The sequence below is a fragment of the Mesomycoplasma ovipneumoniae genome (assembly GCF_038095975.1).
Lineage (GTDB): Bacteria > Bacillota_I > Bacilli_A > Mycoplasmatales > Metamycoplasmataceae > Mesomycoplasma > Mesomycoplasma ovipneumoniae_C.
This window is the reverse complement of the sequence record NZ_CP146003.1, coordinates 42480-62633: the sequence shown is the minus strand read 5'-3', so window position 1 is coordinate 62633 and position 20154 is coordinate 42480. Positions and strand designations below refer to the sequence as shown.

The following is a 20154-nucleotide window of genomic DNA, read 5'->3' as shown; positions in this document are numbered from 1 at the left end:
TTATTCAGTTTCTCGTTGAGAAGAAAAAAGATCAAAATTTTCGCTTTGGTCAGGATCTTCAATAATGTCTAATAAATCAAATTCTTTAAATTTAGGCAAATCCTTGGCCGATCTTAGTTTGAAATAGTCAAAAAACCTCGAAGTTACACCATAAAGTGTAGGATTTCCAGGGCTCGGAGCCATTCCTAACTCCTCAATTATTCCTTTTGCTAACAGTGAACCTACGATATAATCAGAATTAATTCCGCCACGAATTTGGGCAATAACACTTCTTGTTACAGGTTGTTTATAGGCAATTATAGCGGCGACCTCAATTGCTGCATTACTTAGACGGTATTTTTTTTCATTTCCGACAAAGTCAATAATAAAAGGTTTTAAATCTTTTGCGGTAACAAATTTAAAAATATCAGCAAATTCAACAACAATTATACCTCTTTTTTGACGGTTAAATTCGACTGCAAAATCTTTTAAAAGTTTACGAGCTTCATTAATTTTTGATAATTTAAGTGCACTCTGAAGTTGTTGAGAAGAAACTCCTTTTTCACCTTGAAGATACAAAATTGCCTCAATAATTCTAGTTTTCATCATAACCCCCACGGAAAATTGATATTTTTGAGAACTGTTGTTCTTGTTTTAAATGTAGAAGTTGTTTTTTTGCCATTTCGAGCATTGAAATCATGGTGATAACAAAATGTTTCATTGTCGGAAGTGAAAATAAGTATTCAAAATCTATTTCATTTTCCTTTTTTAATAGATTTTTTAACCATAAACTTTGCTCGTCAGCTGTCACCTGGACTTGTTGGGTTTTAATTTTGATAAGATTTTTGGCTTTTGTTCTGTCAAACATTAATTTTAACACCTTATATAAATTATGTACTGACGAGTGTCCATCAAGTTGACTTGGGTCCGGAGGCCTGCGAAAATCACTATAATCTGAGGTATTTTTTTCAAAATAATCGTTACGGTGTTCTTGCTGTTCTTTTAACATATTTGCAATATTTTTGATTTGTTGATAGTCATATAGTAAAGCTAAAAATTCAAGTCGATCTTTTTCATCTTCAGGTTTTAATTTTTCTTCTTTACTTGGTAAAAGCAAAATTTTTGACTTTAAATGAACTAAAGTAGAAGCAATAACTAAATATTCACCGGCAATTTGGATATTTTTTTCTTTTAAAATTTGAATTATTTTGACATATTGAGTTGCTAAATCAACAAGGTCAATATCTAAAATATTTATGTTTTTTGATTTTACTAAATCTAAAAGTAATTCTAAAGGTCCTGAAAAATTAGCTAATTTTATATCGTAATCCATTATTTTTCACCTTTGTAAAAATCAATAATAGTTCTTTTTGTGGCTAAACTCAAGGATTTACTTGTCTGGGAAATAACAGCGCCCGGTTTTATTGGTTTATGAATGAAAATTTCGATATTTTTAAATTTTTTAGTCTGATTTTTGTCTGTATTTTTTTTAACTACTTTAATTGAAACAGGAACAATTGCAAGACCTGATTCCTTTATGGTTTCAAAAATTTCAATTGGAAAATTTAATTCTGTGTCATGCAAGTTCTCTTTTGCAAAAATAACTCCATAAGCACGTTTTTCACGGATTGATTTTAAAAAATTTTGAAACTTTTTTACATTTTCTTGCTCATTTTCAACTAAAAACTGTGAATCAAGAGAACCAAAAATTCATTTATTTTTACGGGAATAACGTTTTTTTTCAAGAAAAAAACTAACAATTGGATTAAAATCTTCTTCAGCTTTTGATGGGTTTTCAAGTGCTGAAAATAATGCAAAATTGTCGGAAAACTGATTTTGATTAGAAATTAAGATTGATGCATTTTTTGGTAAATTTTCATAACCAAAAACTTTAATTTTTATGCCAAATAATTTTAAAATGAACTTTGAGTAACTTAAAACCAAATCACTTCTATATTGAGGAGAAAGTTCGACTTTTTTTTTATAATATTTTTTCCAAACAGAGCGTATTTTACGTATTTTAAATAGTCAGATTATTGAAAAAATAGCAATTCGCAATTTAATTATCATTTCATTTTTGCTTTTTCTTTTTAAATTTAGTTAATTAAAATTTATAGAAATTTAATTATGATTATATAATTATACCAAAAAATCTAAAATTTTAATTAAAAACAGTTAAAATCTATTTTAATAGAAATTAAAAAAATAAAATGTTTTATTTTGATTGAAGAAAAAGTGATTTAGATGCAAATTCATATTTTTTTATAGTTTATATTGGGCTAATTTTAGGTCTCCTAGGCGTTCTTGTGTTGTATTTTTTCCGTAAAAATTTGGAAACATGGTACGTTCACAAGAACCAAATTCAATTTAAGGTTAGTTTATTTTATAGAGTAAAAAATTGGTTTGTTTTTATTGGTGTTTTGATTTGATTTTTTTCATATATTAGTCGAACAATTTTACTAGAAATTAATGATTATCTCTATAAATGAGAATATCTACCGCTACATTTGTGTCGACTTATTGTTTTAATTTGTGCCTCTTTAATGATTTTTAATAGGACAAATTGGGCAAAATACATAGTAATTCCTGGTTTTTTGGGCTCAATTTTAGCTTTATCTTTTCCACAAATTGGCTTTGATGTAGGAATTGTTATGGATGACATTGAATTTCAAGGAATAAAACTTGACCAAAATGTTAGTGGATCCGAACTAATAAATTTGGCAAAAACTAAGAATTTAGGTATAAATTGGGCGCCTGATAATTACTTTTTTTGAGAGTTTATTTTTAGTCACCTTTTAAGTTTGGTTTTACCATTTTTTTTAACATTTATTAATGGTAAAAACTCAAAATTGGATATAAAAAGTTTCTGAAAATCGATATTATTTACTTTTTTAATGGCAACTTTCACTTTTTTTCTAAGTTGAATAATTGAAAAAATAATTGAAAACCAAGGTGATAATCGACTTAAAATAGCCTGAAATGGAAATTGATTTTATATGGGAAAAGATGGGCAACCAACCATTGGCGAACTAGGAAAATGACCCTGGAATTTCCCGGTTTTAACAATTATTTTCCTTTTTGCATTTTTTATTGTCTTTTTGACAAAAATATTCCTTGAAAAATTAAATTTTTATCTTCTAATTGTTAATTCAAAAATTGAAATTAAGTGCAAACCTAAAAGTTGAAAGCAAGTTTTAAGCCAAAATAACCTTAGCCAAAAGTGAATTAAATTATTAACAAAAAGCTAAAATCTTAACTAAAAAAGCAAAATTATAAAATGTCTAAACTACCTTTTTTAGTTAAAATCACTGGCAAAAATCAATTTATGGATAAAATAACAAAAATCATAAAAAAAATACAACTACTATTTAAACTCAATGCAAATAGAAAGCTCGTTTTTATTTGCAGCGAGCCTAAAAAAACATATGAAGTTTTGAAAGAACAATAACCAAAAGCCCTAAATTTAAAGATTTCTAAACGGGTAAATTTAAGGCATTCCATCATATTTAAAAATATAATGGATAATTCACATTTTCTAATTTTTTTATGACAAAAACATAATTAATTCCCCCTTAATTCAATACAAAATTTATTAATTTATTCTTAAGTAATGCTAATTATAACATAACTTTATTTTTAACCAAGCATTTTTTTTTTTTTTTTGCAAAATCTTAATTTTAAAATAATAAAAATTAAGATTTTAAGGCAAAAAACCCGTATTTACGGATATTTTTTTTATATTTATATTCACAAAAAGTGAAGTTTTTCTATCAAAGCGGAAAACTCACAAAAAGTGAGTTGAATTATTGTCAAAAAACTAAAAAAACCTATAAATTTATAGGTTTTTTTAGTTTTAGTTTCAGCAAAATTGAATTTTTCTTGACTCTGGGTCGATTATCTCAAAATTAATCAAAATTGAATTTTGAGAAAATTCCTCAAGTTTGTTTGCCCATTCAATTACAACAAAATTTTGCTCAAAATAGTCTTGAAATTCGTCGAGTTTTGATGAAAAATTGTCAAGGTCAATATGAACTAAATTTTCGTAGGCAAACATAAAATTAAATGACGGGGAAATAATTTTATCTTTTATCCCGATTTTTCGTGCAAATTTTTTGGTAAAATCAGTTTTTCCTGAACCATACGGCCCAACTAAATAAATAAATTGAATTTTTTTACTAATAATTAAATTAAAAATAATCTCCAAATCAGAGGAAGTTTTGGAGATTATTTGTTGGCAAAAATGGTAATTTTTAGCTATATGTTCAAAGTTCATAAACCCTTAGCGTGAAGTTTTCATGAAAAAACTGAATGGATCACGGATGTCAAATTTGGACTTAGGTTCATAATTTGAATTTGTTCCAGCAGGAATTTTGTGGCCGACAATTATGTTTTCTTTAAGTCCTTCTAGTTTGTCAGCTTGTGATGAGATAACTGAATGAACAAGAATTTTGGATGTTTCTTGATAACTTGCCGCGGCCAAAAATGAGTTTGAAAGTAGCGGAATTTGTTTAGCACCTTTGACAATTATGTTTCCAAAAGCAGGATTTTTTCCTTCAGAAATAAGCTGACCATTGACTTCTTGATAGTCACTAATGTCAACAATTGATCCAATGAAGAAATTAGAGTCTCCGCTTTCAGTAATTTGAATTTTTGAGAGCATTTGGCGAATAATAATTTCAATGTATTTATCAGAAATAGTTATTCCTTGCATACGGTAAATTCTTTGAATTTCTTTTAGCAGGTAGTTTTGTAGTGTTCTAGCATCAGAAATTGCCAATAATTCTTTCAGAATAATTGGCCCTTCAACAAGTTTTTGACCTGGAATAACTTTGTCGCCAACTTGAACTCGAAGTTTCTGATTTTGCTCAACACGGACGATATGTTCAGCTTTTTCACCTTGAGCATTTTTATAGTCAATTGTAATTAAAAGTCCTTTGCTTGTGGCATTTTTTTCCGACAGATCAGAAATTTTAGTGATTGTTCCATAATAAGGTGAAATTTTTGCTGGCCGTCCTCAAGGATGTTCGTGAGAGTCAATTAGTTCAATTAGACGGGTAAATCCACCTGTAATATCTTCAACGTTGGCAACCCCTCCGGTGTGGAAAGTTCTCATCGTTAGCTGAGTTCCTGGCTCACCAATTGACTGAGCAGCAATAATTCCGACAGCCTCACCAATTGAAACTAAACGGTTTGTTGCCAAATCTTTTCCGTAGCATTTTTTGCAGACACTATTTTTGATATGACAGGACAAAATTGAACGAATTTCCACTTTTTTAACACCAGCATTTGCGATTTGTTTTGCAATTTGGAGATTAACAAGTTGTCCGCCGCTAGCAATTTTATTTCCTTTTGAATCATAGACATCTTTATTTAAAAAGCGACCTTCGATTCTTTCAATTAAAGGAACAATTATTGTGTTAGTTTTAGTGTCAATTATGTCTTTAACGACAAAGCCAAAATCTGAAAAACAGTCGTCGGCTGCAACAACAATGTTTTGGGCAACGTCAACCAGTCTTCGAGTTAGGTAACCTGATTTTGCAGTGTTAAGCGCTGTATCGGTTAGACCTTTTCTAGCTCCGTGAGTTGAAGAGTAAAATTCAAATGAAGTTAGACCTTCGACAAATGATGACTTAACTGGAACTTCAACAATTGAACGAACAACACGTTCGTTTTCAGCATCGACTTTCAAGGCCTTAACGTTGTTGGCCATCAAACCACGCATTCCGGCAAGTTGAACGAAGTTAGAAATATTACCTCTAGCTCCAGATTTCATCATCATTACCAGCGAGTTGTGGGCTTCATTTACGATTGATTCATTAAGGTCGTCTTGAATTTCGTTCTTAATTTGGGTTCACTTTGCAATCGCCAGAACATATCTTTCATCATCAGTGATTAGACCTTGGTTGAAAAAGTTATTAAGTTGGCTAATATATTTTTCACCTTCGGCGATAAATTCGTGTTTTTTAGGTGCGACTTTAATGTCACTAATTGCAATTGAGGTTCCTGAAATTGTTGAATAGTGGAATCCAAGATCTTTAATTTTATCAAGAATTGAAGAAACCATGTTGTTGTATTTGAACCAAATTTTTTCGAGGAGGTCAACTTTTTCGTGATCTTCAAAAACACGGTAAATTTCGGCTCTTCCGGCTTGTTGTTGGCGTTTAAATAACTGGTCAAACTCAAAAATTGTAAATTCAGAAAGTTTTGCCAAGTGAGAAATTGGTAATTTTTCTCCTTTGTAATCACGAAGTTTTTCGTAAATTAAAATACAGTCTTGGTAATTTTCAAAGTCTAACTGGTCAATAACATTGGCAATGTCTTCTTTTGCAAGAACTCCATCATAGGTGTCAAAAATTTGACGAACAATTTTTGCAATTGCTTTTTTGTTTAAAGGTTCATTAATTTGTAAATTTTGAATGTAATCACGGAAATTTGTACCGTACGGCAAGACATATTTTTTAATTTGACGGGGATAATTTAGTTCTAATTCATCAACATTGTGGTCAAAAATAAATGGGAAATTTTCAGGGAAAATGTTATTTAAAATAAATTTACCAACTGTTGAAATTATGTGTCCGCGTGAATTTTTTCCAACCAAAGGTTTGACTGACTCAAAAGGTAAAACGACTCTTGCATGAAGTTCTACAGATCGAAATTCATAGGCTTTTAGCATTTCATCATAAGATGAAAAGAATGATCCCTCACCTTTTGCACCAGCTTTTTCTTGCGATAAATAATAAAGTCCAAGCACCATGTCCTGAGAAGGATTAACAATTGGCTCACCATCTTTTGGCCCTAAAATGTTTTTATCAGCAAACATTAATTCTCTAGTTTCGCGAACAGCTTCAGGCGAAATTGGAATGTGCACGGCCATTTGGTCACCGTCAAAGTCAGCGTTAAACCCGGCAGTAACTAGTGGATGAAGTTGAATTGCCTTTGCTCGAACTAAAACTGGTTCAAAAGCTTGAATTGAAAGTCGGTGCAAGGTTGGAGCACGGTTAAGAATTATCGGTCTAGTTTTAATAACTTTTGCAACATGAGGTCAAATAATTGGATTTTCTTCTTCAATCATTTTACGGGCTGACTTAATTGAGCCGACTTTTTTTTCTTGAATTAAATTACGGATAATTCAAGGCTCAAAAAGAACAGCGGCCATTTTTCGCGGCAGACCAGCTTGGTGCATTTTTAGTTTTGGACCAACAACAATAACAGAACGACCTGAATAGTCAACACGTTTTCCAAGTAAGTTTTGACGAAATCTTCCTTTTTTCCCGGTAAGTGAGTCAGAAATTGACTTGAGTGGACGGTTTTCTTTTGTTGTTACTTGGTTAGTTGTTTTTTTCTGATTGTCAATCAAAGCATCAATTGCTTCTTGAAGCATTCTCATCTCATTTTGAATGATAATTACAGGAGCTTCGGATTCTTTTCATCTTTTTAGACGGTTATTTCGAATTATAATACGACGATAAAGTTCGTTACAATCACTTGTTGAATGACGAGAGCCATCAAGTTGAACTAGTGGTCTTAAATCGGCCGGAATTACCGGAAGATTTTTAATAATCATTGATTTAGGGTCTTGACCTGAATTAATAAAAGCGTTAATTACTTGCAATCTTTTATAGAGTTTGTCGCGTTTTTGGTTTTTTATGACAACTTTTTTGTTTTGGTGAGATTGTTTTTGTAAAACTGCAAGTTCAGCTTCTACCTGTTTTTTTTCAGCATGTAAGTCTAATTTATCAAGCAAATACTCAATTGCTTCAGTTCCAGTTGCAATTCGGGCATCAGAAAATTCTTGAATTACTTCATTAAGTTCATAATAATCAATCCCGTATTCACGGCCTATTTTACTTGAGGCAAGGTCAGTTAATTCTGAAAGAGCCTCAGCAACTGCTTCGTATTCATCAGTTTCGGGTTCATAAGTTTCAAGAATTTCGACAAGCGCATTTTTGTAAATTAAACCTGCCTCGGAAATGTCAATTATTTTATTTTTTTGCAATGATTTTAGACCACCAGTTTCAAGAACAATGTGAGACTTATAATAAATAAGTTGTTCTAAGGCTGTTTTTGAAATATTGGAGGTTAATTTATCGCCTTCATAAACTTTTAGACCTAAAAGTTTTGCAACAATCGAGTGATCGATTTTGAAAAATCAAAAGTGCAAAATCGGCGTATTAAGTGCAATATGACCCATTGCATAACGACGGGACAATTTTGACATTATTTGTGATTTTGAAATTTGACACTCTTTTGTGGCAATACAGAGTTGATTTTCGTTTGCTTTACGGTATTTACGTCCACAAATTGAACATTTAAAATCAACAAGTGGACCAAAAATTAACTCATCAAAAAGTCCGCCTCTTTCTGGTTTGAAAGTTTTATAATTTATTGTCTCAGGACGGGTTACTTCACCACGAGATCAGTCAAGGACATCTTGAGGGGTTGCAAGTGCAAGGGAAATTTTTTCGATTGAATTTTCGTAAATTTTTGCATACTGGCGAGAAACCTTTGTGTTCATTTTTTAAATTCTCCTTTAAAAATAGGCATAATTTGCTTTTAGTTAAAAAAGTAAATTATTCCCTCAATTAGTCAAAATCGATGTTTTCTTCATCAAAGTCATACTGATCGTCGTTGTAGTCAATTTGACGACGTCCTTCACCGGGAAATTCATCATTATATTCATCAATAATTTCTGATGGAATTTCGGCAAATTCAAGATTATTTGTTGTCTCAACTTCTGGTTCATCAAATAGATGTTTCTTATGAACTTCCAGTTTAATTAAAAGTCCACGAAGTTCGTAAGCCAAAACATTGAATGACTCAGGTGTTCCTGGCCGCGGAATTTGGCCGCCCGAAATTATATTATTATAAAGTAAATTTCGACCTTGAATATTATCAGATTTATAAGTTAAAAGTTCTGATAAAACAGAGGCAGCTCCAAAAGACTCAAGCGCTCAAGTTTCCATTTCTCCGAATCTTTGTCCACCGTTTTGTGATTTTCCACCTAAGGGCTGCTGGGTTGTCAAAGAATAAGGACCAATTGATCTTGCATGCATTTTATCATCGACCATATGTTGCAATTTAAGCATGTACATGTAGCCAACTGAAACTGGATTTTCAAAAGGTTGACCTGTAATTCCGTCAATTAATTTAAATTTTCCTGACTGCGGAATATTAGCTTCTTTAAATAAATCTTGAATGGTGTCAATTTTGATACCATCAAAAACAGGGGTAACAAATTTTGTATCAAGTTTTTTTGCTGCCATACCAAGATGAAGTTCTAAAACTTGACCGATATTCATACGTGATGGCACACCTTGGGGATTTAAAACAATGTCGATAGGTGTTCCGTCTTCTAAAAATGGCATGTCTTCAACTGGAAGAACAACAGAAACAACACCTTTATTTCCGTGGCGTCCAGCCATTTTGTCGCCCACTTTGATTTTTCTTTTTTGGGCGATCAAAATTTTGACCAGCATTCCAACACCTTCTTCAAGATTATCACCTTGATCTCGTGAAAGAATTTGGACGTCAATTACAGTTCCACCTTCACCGTTTTTTACCCGGAGTGAGGTGTCTTTTTGTGCTAAGGCTTTTTTACCTCAAATTGCGGCCATTAATTTTTCTTCGGCTGTTGGGTTGTTTTCTCCTTTTGGCGAAGTTCTTCCGACTAAAATATCACCAGTATCAACTTCTGAACCAACAATTACAATCCCATTTGCATCAAGATGAGCACGTGATCTGGCCGAAGCATTTGGCACTTCAGCGGTTAGAATGTCATTTCCTGCCTTAGATGAACGGAATTTTATTGTCTGTTCTTGAATGTGAATTGAGGTAAAAACGTCGTCTTTTACGAGCTTTTCACTAATTATGATGGCATCTTCGTAATTGTAGCCATATCAGGTACTAAAAGCGACAAGCACATTTTTACCAAGAGCGAGTTCACCATTTTCGGTTGACGGACCATCACAAATTAGTTGGCCTTTTTTAACAAAGTCGCCGACTTTTACAGTTGGTTTTTGTAAAATTAATGTTTCTTGGTTTGATTTTTCAAAAGCCCGTAAAAAATAGGTTTTTGTTGAATTTTCGGAGTTAACAACGATTTTTTTGGCATCAACAAAAATAACTTTTCCATCTTCAAGGGCGCGAATATTTGTTGCTGAAAAACGGGCAATATCTGCTTCAATTCCTGTTGCAACCAGTGGTGCCTCTGGTTTAATTAATGGAACGGCTTGACGTTGCATGTTTGAACCCATAAGTGCACGGTTAGCGTCATTATTTTCCAAGAAAGGAATTGCTGAAGCCGAAATTGATGTCATTTGCATTGAAGAAACGTCGATATAATCGACTTGATTTGCATCAAGAACAAGATATGTCTGATTTTTACGAACTGTTAATTTGTCAGCAATAATTTTGTTATTTTCATCAATTTCGATTGAAGACTGAGCAAAACTAAGACCAAATTCTTCGGCTGCCGTGAGTCAGTGAACTTTGCTAAAATCAACAACACGATTTGTGACTTTATAATAAGGAGTCATTATAAAACCATATTTATTTGTGCGTGAAAAAACTGAAAAGTTAAGAATTAGACCGATATTTTGCCCTTCAGGAGTCTCAACAGGACAAATGCGACCATAATGAGTTGCATGAACGTCCCGAACCTCAAATTGAGCAGTATCACGATTTAAACCACCTGGACCAAGTGAAGTTACCCGTCTTTTATTGGCGGTTTCTCCTAATGGATTAATTTGATCCATAAATTGTGATAATTTTGAGGAGTTAAAGAAATTTTTAAACTGATTATAAATAGGTTTGTTATTAATAATTGATTTTACAGTTAGCTGTGATAAATCAGATTTTGAAGAAATTCTTTCCTTACTGTTTTTTTCAATTTTAGTAAGGGCAATTAAAAACTGATTTTGTAAAAGTTCACCAACACTAACAATTCTTTTATTAATTAATGAATCAGGATCGTCATTTTTCCCTAAATTGTGCAGTAAATTAAAGTAATATGAAACAATTGCGATTATATCTGATAAAACTAAAGTAGTTTCGGTCAAACTTGGATCTGTTGCAATTACGCTTACAGGCTCAGTTTCTTGAATCATCGCTTTTTTGTTTGGTCAAACTTTTACAATTGCAACATAAATTCTTTCGCCAAGACGTTCATTACGGCTAATTTGTAATTGACGAGCATAAATAGATGAATCTACACCTTCAATTGTGGAGAGTTCAAACTCAGAGTTATTAAATTTTTCCTGAATTTCAATAGCAATTGAGCGACTAATGTAAAGTCCTTTTTGGTATAAAATTTCGCCTTCTTTATTTACTAAATCTTCTGCAAGATAAGTCTGTGAGATTCGGTCAATTAAATTCAACTTTGAATTTAACATGTAACGACCTGTTGCTGACAGATTATAACGTCTTTCATTGAAAATAATTGATGGAATTAGGTTTTTTAGACCATCTTCAGTAACACGGTCATCTTTACGAATAATACGATAAATTGACTCAAGATTTTCGTCAATTGAGTCGATTTTGTGACGGCGAATTGATTCTTGTAATTCTGGTGAATTTCCAAAATACTTACGAATTGTTTCGTTTGTAAAACCAAGACTTTTTAAAAACGCCATTAAAGGGATGTTTTTATGTTTATCAACACGAAACTTAACTGTGTCAACTTGGTTTCCAGTAACTTTGTGGAAAATTTCCATTCATGAACCAAGTTGCGGGATAATTTCGACCTTATTAAAAAGGTCATCAGCTTGACGATTTCGAACATTTTCACGGAAACAAACACCTGGAGAGCGAATTAATTGTGAAACAATAACTTTTTCAAAGCCATTTATAATAAAAGTTCCGCCTTGGGTCATAAATGGAAATTCAGAAAGTAAAATTTCTTGCTCTTCCATTTCCCCATCTTCAACTTGAATTTTAACTAAAGTAACATAAACTCTAGCAGCATAAGTTTTACCTTTAATTTTAGCTTCACGAATTGCTAAATATTCATTTTCAGGTTTTTCAACTCTAATTGAATCAGGACGAAATTTAATTTCCAATTTACCGTTTGAAGAAACAATTGGAAAAATTTTATCAAAAGCTTGTACAATTCCAGTGCTTAAAAACCAGTCAAAAGATTCACGCAAGGAATCTAAGAAATCTGGCGTTTCTAGTGTATTATTTGTCTTTCCGTAAAAACGGCGCTGGGTTCCTATGCCATAAGATTTTAGCTTAAATAATTGGTTCATGACTCACCCCTTTTTCCCCTTTTTTGTTTAGGTTATATATTATATTTAAAAAGCAAAAAAATCAAAGCGTTTTTATACAAAATTTCAAAAAAATTAATAAAATATTAAAAAAATATTTTATTTTAGTAAAGTAAAAATAACAAAAAAGGCGTTTAGAACACCATTTTTGCTTTTTAAAATTAATTTTTTGAAATATTAATCAATAGAAACTTCAGCTCCGGCTTCTACTAATTTAGCTTTGTATTCCTCAGCTTCTTCAGGTTTTATTGCTTCTTTTATGACAGAAGGTGCTGCATCAACAAGTTTTTTAGCATCCATCAAACTTAATCCAAGCATATCTTTAATAACTTTTATAACAGCAACTTTTTGTTGTCCTGCTGCTTTTAGAGTTAATTTAACTTCAGTTTTTACTTCAGCGGCAGCTTCTGGAGCAGCTGCAACAGCAACAGCAGAAGGATCTACCCCAAATTCTTCTTTAAGAGCGTCAACAAATTCCATTACTTCTTTAATTGTCATTTCTTTCAATGACTCGATGAATTGTTCTTTAGTAATTTTAGCCATTTTTTTCCTTTTTTATGCAGTTATTTTTTGTTCATCTATTAATAATTTAAGTCCAAAAGCCAATTGTTTCAGTGGGGCTTGAAGTGAAGAAGCAAGCATTGTAATTGCTTCAGTGTAATTTGGAAGTGAAGCAATAGCGGTATTTTCTTGCGGTGTAACAACACTTTTTTCGTAAATCCCACCTTTTAATATTAATAAAGGTTGATCTTTTGCGACTTTTGTAATAATTTTAGCGGGTGCAATTGGGTCTTCTAGACCAAAAGCAAATAAATTTGGACCCACTAATTCTGATTTTAGATTAGAAAAACCGAGTTCATCTGCTGCAATTTTGAAAAGTCGATTTTTATAAATTCTAGTAAAAACACCTGATTTCTTTAGTTCCTGACGCAAACTTTCTAATTCAGCGACTGAAAGTCCGCGATATTCAGCAATTGCTAAAGAAGAAGATTTCTCGAGTAAATCTCTAATTTCAGTAATTATTTCTGCCTTTTTTTGGCGAAAAGCGTTCAAATCTAGACTCCTTTCTGTTTTAGGAGCAATACTTTGAAAATACATTCAAACAACAAATTAAGTCATTCTGACAGTTATTATCTCTATGTATTGCGTTAAAAATTATATCAGAAAGAAAAAAATTTCCAAGTAAATTAGTAAAAAAATTAATAATGGGTTTTTTGGCTTTAAAACAATCACTACTTCAAACTAATACCAAACACTAAAGCCGCCATAAAAACGTTTTAATGTTTGGTATTGATTTCTTAAAGAAGTGTAATTTCTAATTTTTTAAGTTATTAATGTAACTTATGCAATTTTTGGAGTGACATTGTCTAGTGATTCTTTTTTGTAGTTGCGGGCAAAAAATAAAAACATTACCATTGAAAATACATCAAAAAACGGTATGAAAAAGCCAATAATTGCTGTAATTTTAATTACTGAAAGTTTTAGTAATTTTGCTGAATTTTGTTCTATATCCATAAAAATTTTGTTAGGAAAACTTACTTTTACGATATAGGCAATAGTTAAAACTCGGTTTACAATAGTAACAAAAATTCAAACAAATATAGTTGCTAAAAGTTCAGAACCAATAACAAATAATTCGCGATTTGAAAATAATGTGCTAAAGGCGGGAATAACAAATAAGAAAAATAAAGTAGCGCCCAATATAAATTTAATAAGACGTGTTGCTAGTGATGAAAAAATTAGATTTTTGACATTCGCCACAGGTTTTATTGTTTTACTAATATTCATAATATAATAAATTATAGTTTATTCTTGTTTAAAACCTAAGAATTTATTTTTAAATATTTAAATTCCTGTGGTTCCGTACTTTAGACTTTAAAAATATTGTAAATTTTAAGGTGCAAATATTTGTTGCTCGAAATAAAATTTGAATAAAAATTCAAAAAGTTGAACTTTTTAAATTTTTTGATATAAAAGTGTATATTTTCAATAAATTTCCCTTTATTTTATAAGTAATGTTATAATTAATTATGGATTCACAAATATTCAATAATTAGGATTTTTTATGACAAAGGCAAAAAAAATATTTTTTAAATTAGTGCGTTCATTATTTATTTTAGCGCCGGTATCACTAGTTACTTTTAATACAAATTTAAATAACACTTTTAACTACCAAAATACTACTAATTTTTCAAATGTATCAAGCTATGATGTCCATGATGTTTATCTTACTAGCTCATCTCTAGAATCAGAGGGCAAAAAGATTAATATGGGTGTTAATCGATTTGATATTTTTATAAAAAATATAGATAGTGGTTCACTTAGAGATCTAAAAGAAGCTCTAAATATAAAGTTTAAAACAGACTTCCCTATAAAATATGACGAGTATACTGGGGTTCTTTCGATAGCGCATGTTAAAAAAATAGACAACAAAAAATTACTTGAGTTCATAATTGATTGACTTAAAACAAACAAGATAAATTATAGGAAAATTTATAATTTTAATACCAACACTTATTATGATGATTTTATTAAAAACAATAAAAAAACATTAAAAAATATCGTTAAACCAAATGCATTAGTTGGAAGATATAGTTACCCATATTTTTATTCTGAAACCGAAAATGTTCAAGCATATAATATGGTTGGTTTGAATATCGAAGACCGATCTAAACACTTTACAAGATTTATTGACTCAGACGTTAAAGTGGGTATTTTAGAGTGGGGAGGCGTAATTGAAGACAATTACTATGGTTTTACTTGAAACAAAAGATTTGGTAATGACTTGTGATGAAGAAACCATTGGTTATACGGCGAAAGTTATTCACGTCACGCTTCGCAGGTTGCTGAAATTATTGTTGGGAAAAAGGGAATCAACCCAACTTTAGGCCTTGTTTCTGTTGAGATAAGTTTAAATTGGAATGGTATATCCGGCGAAATGAATTATCTATTATATTACACAAATATTGTAAATAATAGTTGAGGTATTGTGCCGTTTATCTCTAAATATAATTGACTATCAGAATATTTTGATAGTTTAATATATAATAATAGCGAATTGATAAATGTTGTTTCTGCTGGAAACGACTTTAAAACAAAAAAAGTGTTGGCTGATATTGCTTTGTCGCGAAATAGTGTAGTTGTTGGGGCAATTGATTTTAACGAAAACAAAACTAGTTATTCACAAATAGGAAGTGATTTAAACTATGTTTCAGTAGTTGCGCCCGGTACATACACCTTTTCTGAACAATCACCAGTCAAAGATGAAAGTGGTAAAATAGTTGATTATTCATATCATGCAAGCGGAACAAGTTTTTCTGCCCCTGTTATAACAACGATAGCTGGTACATTAAAACAAAAATTCAAAGGTTACTTTGATTTAGGTTCTGATTCTTTAATTTTTAAAACCTCTTTAATCGCAGGATCCAGAAAACCTAAAAATTCATCAACAATCTATAGTCCTGAAACAGGGTATGGCATACCACAATATAAGAAAATTGAGGAAGCTGTCCAAAACATTCTTGTGTTTAAAAATGTGAAAAAATCAAAAAATAGCATCGACAACCAAAGAAGAGTTTTTTTCCACAAGGGAGATAAAATTCGAGCAACTCTTGGCTTTCTTTATCAAAATCAAAATGATAAAACAGATGTTGACTTAAAAATATTAGATGAAAATAATAATGTAATCAGTCAGTCAACTAGTGGTAGCAGAAATCTTGAAATTACTGAATTTGAAATTCCAAAAACAGGGTATTACAAATTCCAAGCATATCGTTATGATTCTAATGAAAATAATCTTCCTGAGGTGGTTATAACTTATGTCAAAAAATAGTAAAGGAAATTTTTGAACTTTTTTCTCCCTTGGAACCTGGTTTTGAATCCAAAGCTCGATTTTAGTTGGTGTAGGTGGGTTTTTGCTTTATACTTATGATGTTCAAAATCAAAAACAGTTGTCAAAAATAAGTGCATATCGATTTTGAAATGATAAAAAGAATGTCTTAACATTTGAAGGCGAATATCCTCGTTTTTTTATAGATAACATCCATAAATTGACTGATGAAGAATTAAAAACAAAAACAAACTCTAAAGAATCGTTGAGTTTCCATGATTTTAGAGATGAGTATGTGTTTGTTTATGAAAATCATCATAATAAAAATCAACTTTCATTTAAAAAGGAAAAAAAGGAAAGTGAAAATAATAAGCAATTACATAACACTCATTTAATTAAAAATAAGCAAGATCTTGTTGATTTAATTATACCTGATAAGCAAAAATTATTCTCAACAACTCATAGACCTCTTATGGGATATCTTGATGAAAAACAGGTTAATGAATTAAGTGAAACAATTGATTTATCAAATAAAGATGCAATTATTTTAAATAATTATGTTAGTAAACTTTCTGGTTCTTGGGGTGACCGAAGAGCGAAGGGGTTAAATCTTGTTGATTTTAATTTTAATGAAAATACAAAAACAATAGAATTAAAATGGAAATTCCAGGACTACCGCAAAAGATCTGTAATTGTTCCAGTAGTAGGCTACTATGATTGGTTTAAAAGTTATGTTCTTCTAATTGACAAAAATAAAATTGATAGTCTTGATAGCATAAAGTTTACATCTACCTTTTCTTAAAATTTTAGATAAATTTTTTAAATCTTCATCATTTTAACTTGGAAATTTTGAACAAAAAGTATCTAATATTTCCAACTTTGCTTCATTAGATTGGACTTTTGGTGTTGCTTAGTTGAGATATTTTGCTCTTTGTGTTTTAGTCCTATACCTCAATTTATTCCAGGAATTTATAATTATAACTAGTAAATGGACCAACAAGGTATCTATTTGATTTAATTAAAATCTAAATTTTATTCTTGTTATTCCAGTTCACATAATCTGTCTTAATAAAAAACCGCCATAATATGGTAAATATTGGCGTTTTTTTAATAATTTTGTCAAACTAAAATTAAGTTGCTGTTATTTGATTGTGCAATGAGTTAAATTCCTCTAATGTTTTGATTTTTATGTACTCTATCTTTTTAATATCAGTATTTCCAATATCTATTTTTTCAAATTTTTGGAGATCATTTATTGTAAAATTATCTGGTTCAACGGCAAAATTAGGAAACAAATCTTTATAATTAAAGGTATAAATTTTAATTATATCTTTGTCTATCTTTCAATATAAAATCTGATCGTCAAAAATAATTTTTGGATTTTGTTTTTTAAGTATGAATTTATTAAATTCTTCAGAGTTGTTATCCTTGTAAGTGAACAAATTTGAAGGGTGAAAAGCATTGCCCCAATCCCAATTTTTTAATTGCGAAACATTAGTAATGAATTTTTTTGTCTGTTCTAATGTAGAAAAAATTTGGTCTTCTTCAGTGGTTTGGTTTGATGGATCTAACTCCTGCATAGCATATAAACGAGTAAGTTGAAAAGGGTTTTTCATAAAAATTTCTTGCTTTTTTAAAAGAAATTTTTTAAACTCGCTTGCTTCTTTATGGCGAATAATTTTATTGTAAAGTACAAGATCTTCAATATTTTTAATATGAATATCTAAATTACGGTCAAAAACATGTTTGTTTGACTTATCTATAATTTTGTAAAAAATGTCAAAATCTGTAGTTGTTGTATTTGGACGATCAGAGGGTCTAGGAACAATTACTCTTGGTTTTTTTATTCCTGTTATTACTTTTGGTGTCCTTGCTCTTTGTGGACCGGTGTATCTGTACTCTATTCCTGAGTGAAAAAAATTTTTAAATTTTGAATCAAAAGAAATAATGCTTGTTTTTCCATCATTTTGGTTATTTTGGAAAATATGATTAGGATTTAATGATGACATTTTTGATTTTGAATTAAACGATGAACCGTCAGCAATATCTTGAGGGCGTATATAAATAATAACTGATTTTTTCTCAAAAAAATCAGGTGTTGACAAAATTCTTTTACTTAGTTTTTCAATTTTTAACTTAGAAATAAAAGATAAGAAATCATTTTTATTATCTAAGACAACGAAATTGTCTGCAATTTTCTTGTCTTTTAGTTGTCCTTGATCCCAAATAACATTAAATTCCATTGTGTCTTCGTTTTTGGCGCTCTCAGAATAAAAGAAGCCTGACAATCTTCTTAAAGCGATATTTTCACGTAAATCATCAAATCAATAGTCTTCAAATAGGGAGTATTTTTGAATTAATAAATCTAATTTTTGAGGTTGTTTTTTCAAAATGTTATGTCAATATGGGTTGTTTAGTCATAAAAGTTTATTAAGGTCAGTTATTTTTTTAGTGTCTGAAATACTAAAAAATTTTTTATTGTTATTGTTAAGAACCACAGCAACCGAAACCGCGGCAGCGGCACCTAAGTTAGTTAATATAAATCCTAATAGAAAAATTTTTTTATATTTTTTTAAATCCATGCTAGCCTTGTGTTTTTTTATATATATTGCTAAATTCTTCGAGTGAATTTACTGTTTTTAACTCAACATTTTTAATATTTATATCGCCAAAATCAATTTTTTCAAACATTAGTAAATTTTTATAATTAAATTTTTCAATGTTTTTTAAGGTTTCTGGAAAAATTGATTTGTAGTTTAAAGAATAGAGCGTAATTTTGCCTGAGTTTTTGTCAACTTCTGAATAAAAAACTTCATCAAGAAAAATTTCATCTACATTTTGAGACTTGAGAATGAATTTATTAAATTTTTCAGGTTCATGAATATTTTTGCTAGGAATAAATAAATTGGCGAGGTGAAATGCTTCTTCTCATTCAAGGTTTTTAGATAAATTTTTATTATAAATAAGTTGTTTTGCATCGTCAAAATCTGAAAAAATTTCTGTTTTGGGTTCATTTTTTGAATACTGTTCATTTTTGGACCCATATAATGTGGTTACCTTCGAATTATTGCTCGCTAAAATTTTCTCTTTTTTGTTCATTAAATCTAAAAAAGTCACAAATTCTGGTGATGTTTTGTCTAGTAAGTTGTACAAATATAAATCCTGAATTTTATTTAATTTTATAGTTGATAATTCGTTTGTTTTTTGGAAATTGTCTTTTGGATAAAATTTAAAATAAACAGCAAATTCATCCTCAAATTCTGGAATTCCTCTCCTATTTTTACTTACATCTTTATAATTAAAAAGTTTTTCTGGTATTGAAATAATAAAATTATGATTTTTATAAGCTAGAAATTTAATAGGGGACAAATTAGTGGGCAAATACTTTTCATTTATAAGTAATGGGTTAGCTAATTTTTTCCCGTTAATATATATAAAAAATAAATTTTTAGCAAAAAATTCATTATCGTTTTCGTATTTTAAAAACGGTTCTTTGAGATCGGTTTTTTTAAAAAATTCCTTATACTGATTAAGACCATCGATAATAAAAAAATTTTTAGTAAATATTTTTTTGTAATCAACAAAACTTCAATTTCCACTTAATTTTTGAAAGTTTTCACCTTCAGTAGTAGCTTTGTCATACTCTTTGGAGAAAAAGGCAGACAATTTATCAAATTCTTTGCCGTTGTAAGTTTTAAAATTGTCGCCTTCAAAATATAGATATTTTTTGATTATTTCTTGAATTTTTTCATTGTCGCTCAAAAAAATCGGCATTCAGAGACTATTTTTAAGTCAAATAGTCTCTTTTTTATCCAATCTTATTAAATCATTATAGGAAAAAATGTTGGATTTTAAAGCTTCACTGTCCTTTACGTTTATAGTGAACAAATTATTATTGGGAGAAATGTTAGATTTTAAATTTTCATTATCGTTTATGATTATAGTGAACAAATTATTATTTTTATTTTGAAGGGCAAAAATTATAGCTGGAAAAATCCACGGTAAAACAATTAAAGGTGCTAAAAATAAATATTTTTTGTTATTGAATGACATGTGAAACCGCCAAATCATCATCTATCGAAT

General features: G+C 30.1%; 14 protein-coding genes. 3 read left to right on the top strand and 11 right to left on the bottom strand.

Translation table 4 applies throughout. The features are described 5' to 3' along the window. Genes scpB through V3255_RS00180 form a run of 3 tightly spaced genes read right to left on the bottom strand, consistent with a single transcriptional unit; the run spans position 1 to position 2049 of the window. The gene (scpB, locus tag V3255_RS00190; RefSeq protein WP_337903058.1) at positions 1 to 585 is read right to left on the bottom strand and encodes an SMC-Scp complex subunit ScpB; all 585 of its coding nucleotides are present in this window, start codon (positions 583 to 585) and stop codon (positions 1 to 3) included. Further along, on the bottom strand, positions 575 to 1312 hold the full coding sequence (locus tag V3255_RS00185) for a segregation/condensation protein A (protein WP_258824757.1): 738 nt from the start codon (positions 1310 to 1312) through the stop codon (positions 575 to 577). Before V3255_RS00185 ends, scpB begins: the two co-directional genes overlap by 11 nt. Next, the gene (locus tag V3255_RS00180; RefSeq protein WP_337903057.1) at positions 1312 to 2049 is read right to left on the bottom strand and encodes a 1-acyl-sn-glycerol-3-phosphate acyltransferase; all 738 of its coding nucleotides are present in this window, start codon (positions 2047 to 2049) and stop codon (positions 1312 to 1314) included. The genes V3255_RS00185 and V3255_RS00180 overlap by 1 nt, the downstream gene beginning before the upstream one ends. A 473-nt stretch (positions 2050 to 2522) precedes the next feature. On the opposite strand from V3255_RS00180, the gene V3255_RS00175 reads away from it, so the two are divergent. Further along, entirely contained in the window at positions 2523 to 3227 is a 705-nt protein-coding gene (locus V3255_RS00175) for a hypothetical protein (protein ID WP_337903056.1), read from the top strand. A 605-nt stretch (positions 3228 to 3832) separates the two neighbouring features. On the opposite strand, the gene tsaE is transcribed toward V3255_RS00175, so the two are convergent. The 6 genes from tsaE to V3255_RS00145 form a co-directional block, all read right to left on the bottom strand. Beyond that, positions 3833 to 4252, bottom strand: a complete 420-nt coding sequence (gene tsaE / locus V3255_RS00170) for a tRNA (adenosine(37)-N6)-threonylcarbamoyltransferase complex ATPase subunit type 1 TsaE (protein WP_337903055.1) — start codon at positions 4250 to 4252, stop codon at positions 3833 to 3835. 6 nt (positions 4253 to 4258) lie between these two features. Then, positions 4259 to 8494, bottom strand: coding sequence for a DNA-directed RNA polymerase subunit beta' (locus V3255_RS00165; RefSeq protein WP_337903054.1), 4236 nt, complete (start codon positions 8492 to 8494; stop codon positions 4259 to 4261). A gap of 67 nt (positions 8495 to 8561) precedes the next feature. After that, positions 8562 to 12224: a DNA-directed RNA polymerase subunit beta gene (locus V3255_RS00160; RefSeq protein ID WP_341516258.1), complete on the bottom strand. Its 3663-nt coding sequence runs from the start codon at positions 12222 to 12224 to the stop codon at positions 8562 to 8564. A 195-nt stretch (positions 12225 to 12419) separates the two neighbouring features. After that, positions 12420 to 12785, bottom strand: a complete 366-nt coding sequence (gene rplL / locus V3255_RS00155) for a 50S ribosomal protein L7/L12 (protein ID WP_333503657.1) — start codon at positions 12783 to 12785, stop codon at positions 12420 to 12422. A gap of 12 nt (positions 12786 to 12797) precedes the next feature. After that, positions 12798 to 13295 carry a 50S ribosomal protein L10 gene (gene rplJ / locus V3255_RS00150; protein WP_044285718.1) on the bottom strand — a complete coding sequence of 166 codons (498 nt, stop codon included), beginning with the start codon at positions 13293 to 13295 and terminating at the stop codon, positions 12798 to 12800. 288 nt (positions 13296 to 13583) lie between these two features. Then, complete coding sequence (locus tag V3255_RS00145; protein ID WP_341516257.1) at positions 13584 to 14003, bottom strand: hypothetical protein; 420 nt, start codon at positions 14001 to 14003, stop codon at positions 13584 to 13586. Between the two features lie 304 nt (positions 14004 to 14307). Between V3255_RS00145 and V3255_RS00140 the strand changes: the two genes are divergently transcribed. After that, a complete protein-coding gene (locus V3255_RS00140; protein WP_333503655.1) occupies positions 14308 to 16074 on the top strand; it encodes a S8 family serine peptidase in 1767 nt (588 codons plus the stop codon). Further along, positions 16061 to 16873 carry a hypothetical protein gene (locus V3255_RS00135; protein ID WP_333503654.1) on the top strand — a complete coding sequence of 271 codons (813 nt, stop codon included), beginning with the start codon at positions 16061 to 16063 and terminating at the stop codon, positions 16871 to 16873. The genes V3255_RS00140 and V3255_RS00135 overlap by 14 nt, the downstream gene beginning before the upstream one ends. Before the next feature lie 328 nt (positions 16874 to 17201). Here the strand turns inward: V3255_RS00135 and V3255_RS00130 are convergent, their stop codons facing one another. Next, a complete protein-coding gene (locus V3255_RS00130) occupies positions 17202 to 18653 on the bottom strand; it encodes a hypothetical protein (RefSeq protein WP_341516256.1) in 1452 nt (483 codons plus the stop codon). Position 18654: 1 nt separating this feature from the next. Further along, on the bottom strand, positions 18655 to 20124 hold the full coding sequence (locus V3255_RS00125) for a hypothetical protein (RefSeq protein WP_337903051.1): 1470 nt from the start codon (positions 20122 to 20124) through the stop codon (positions 18655 to 18657). Positions 20125 to 20154: the final 30 nt, after the last annotated feature.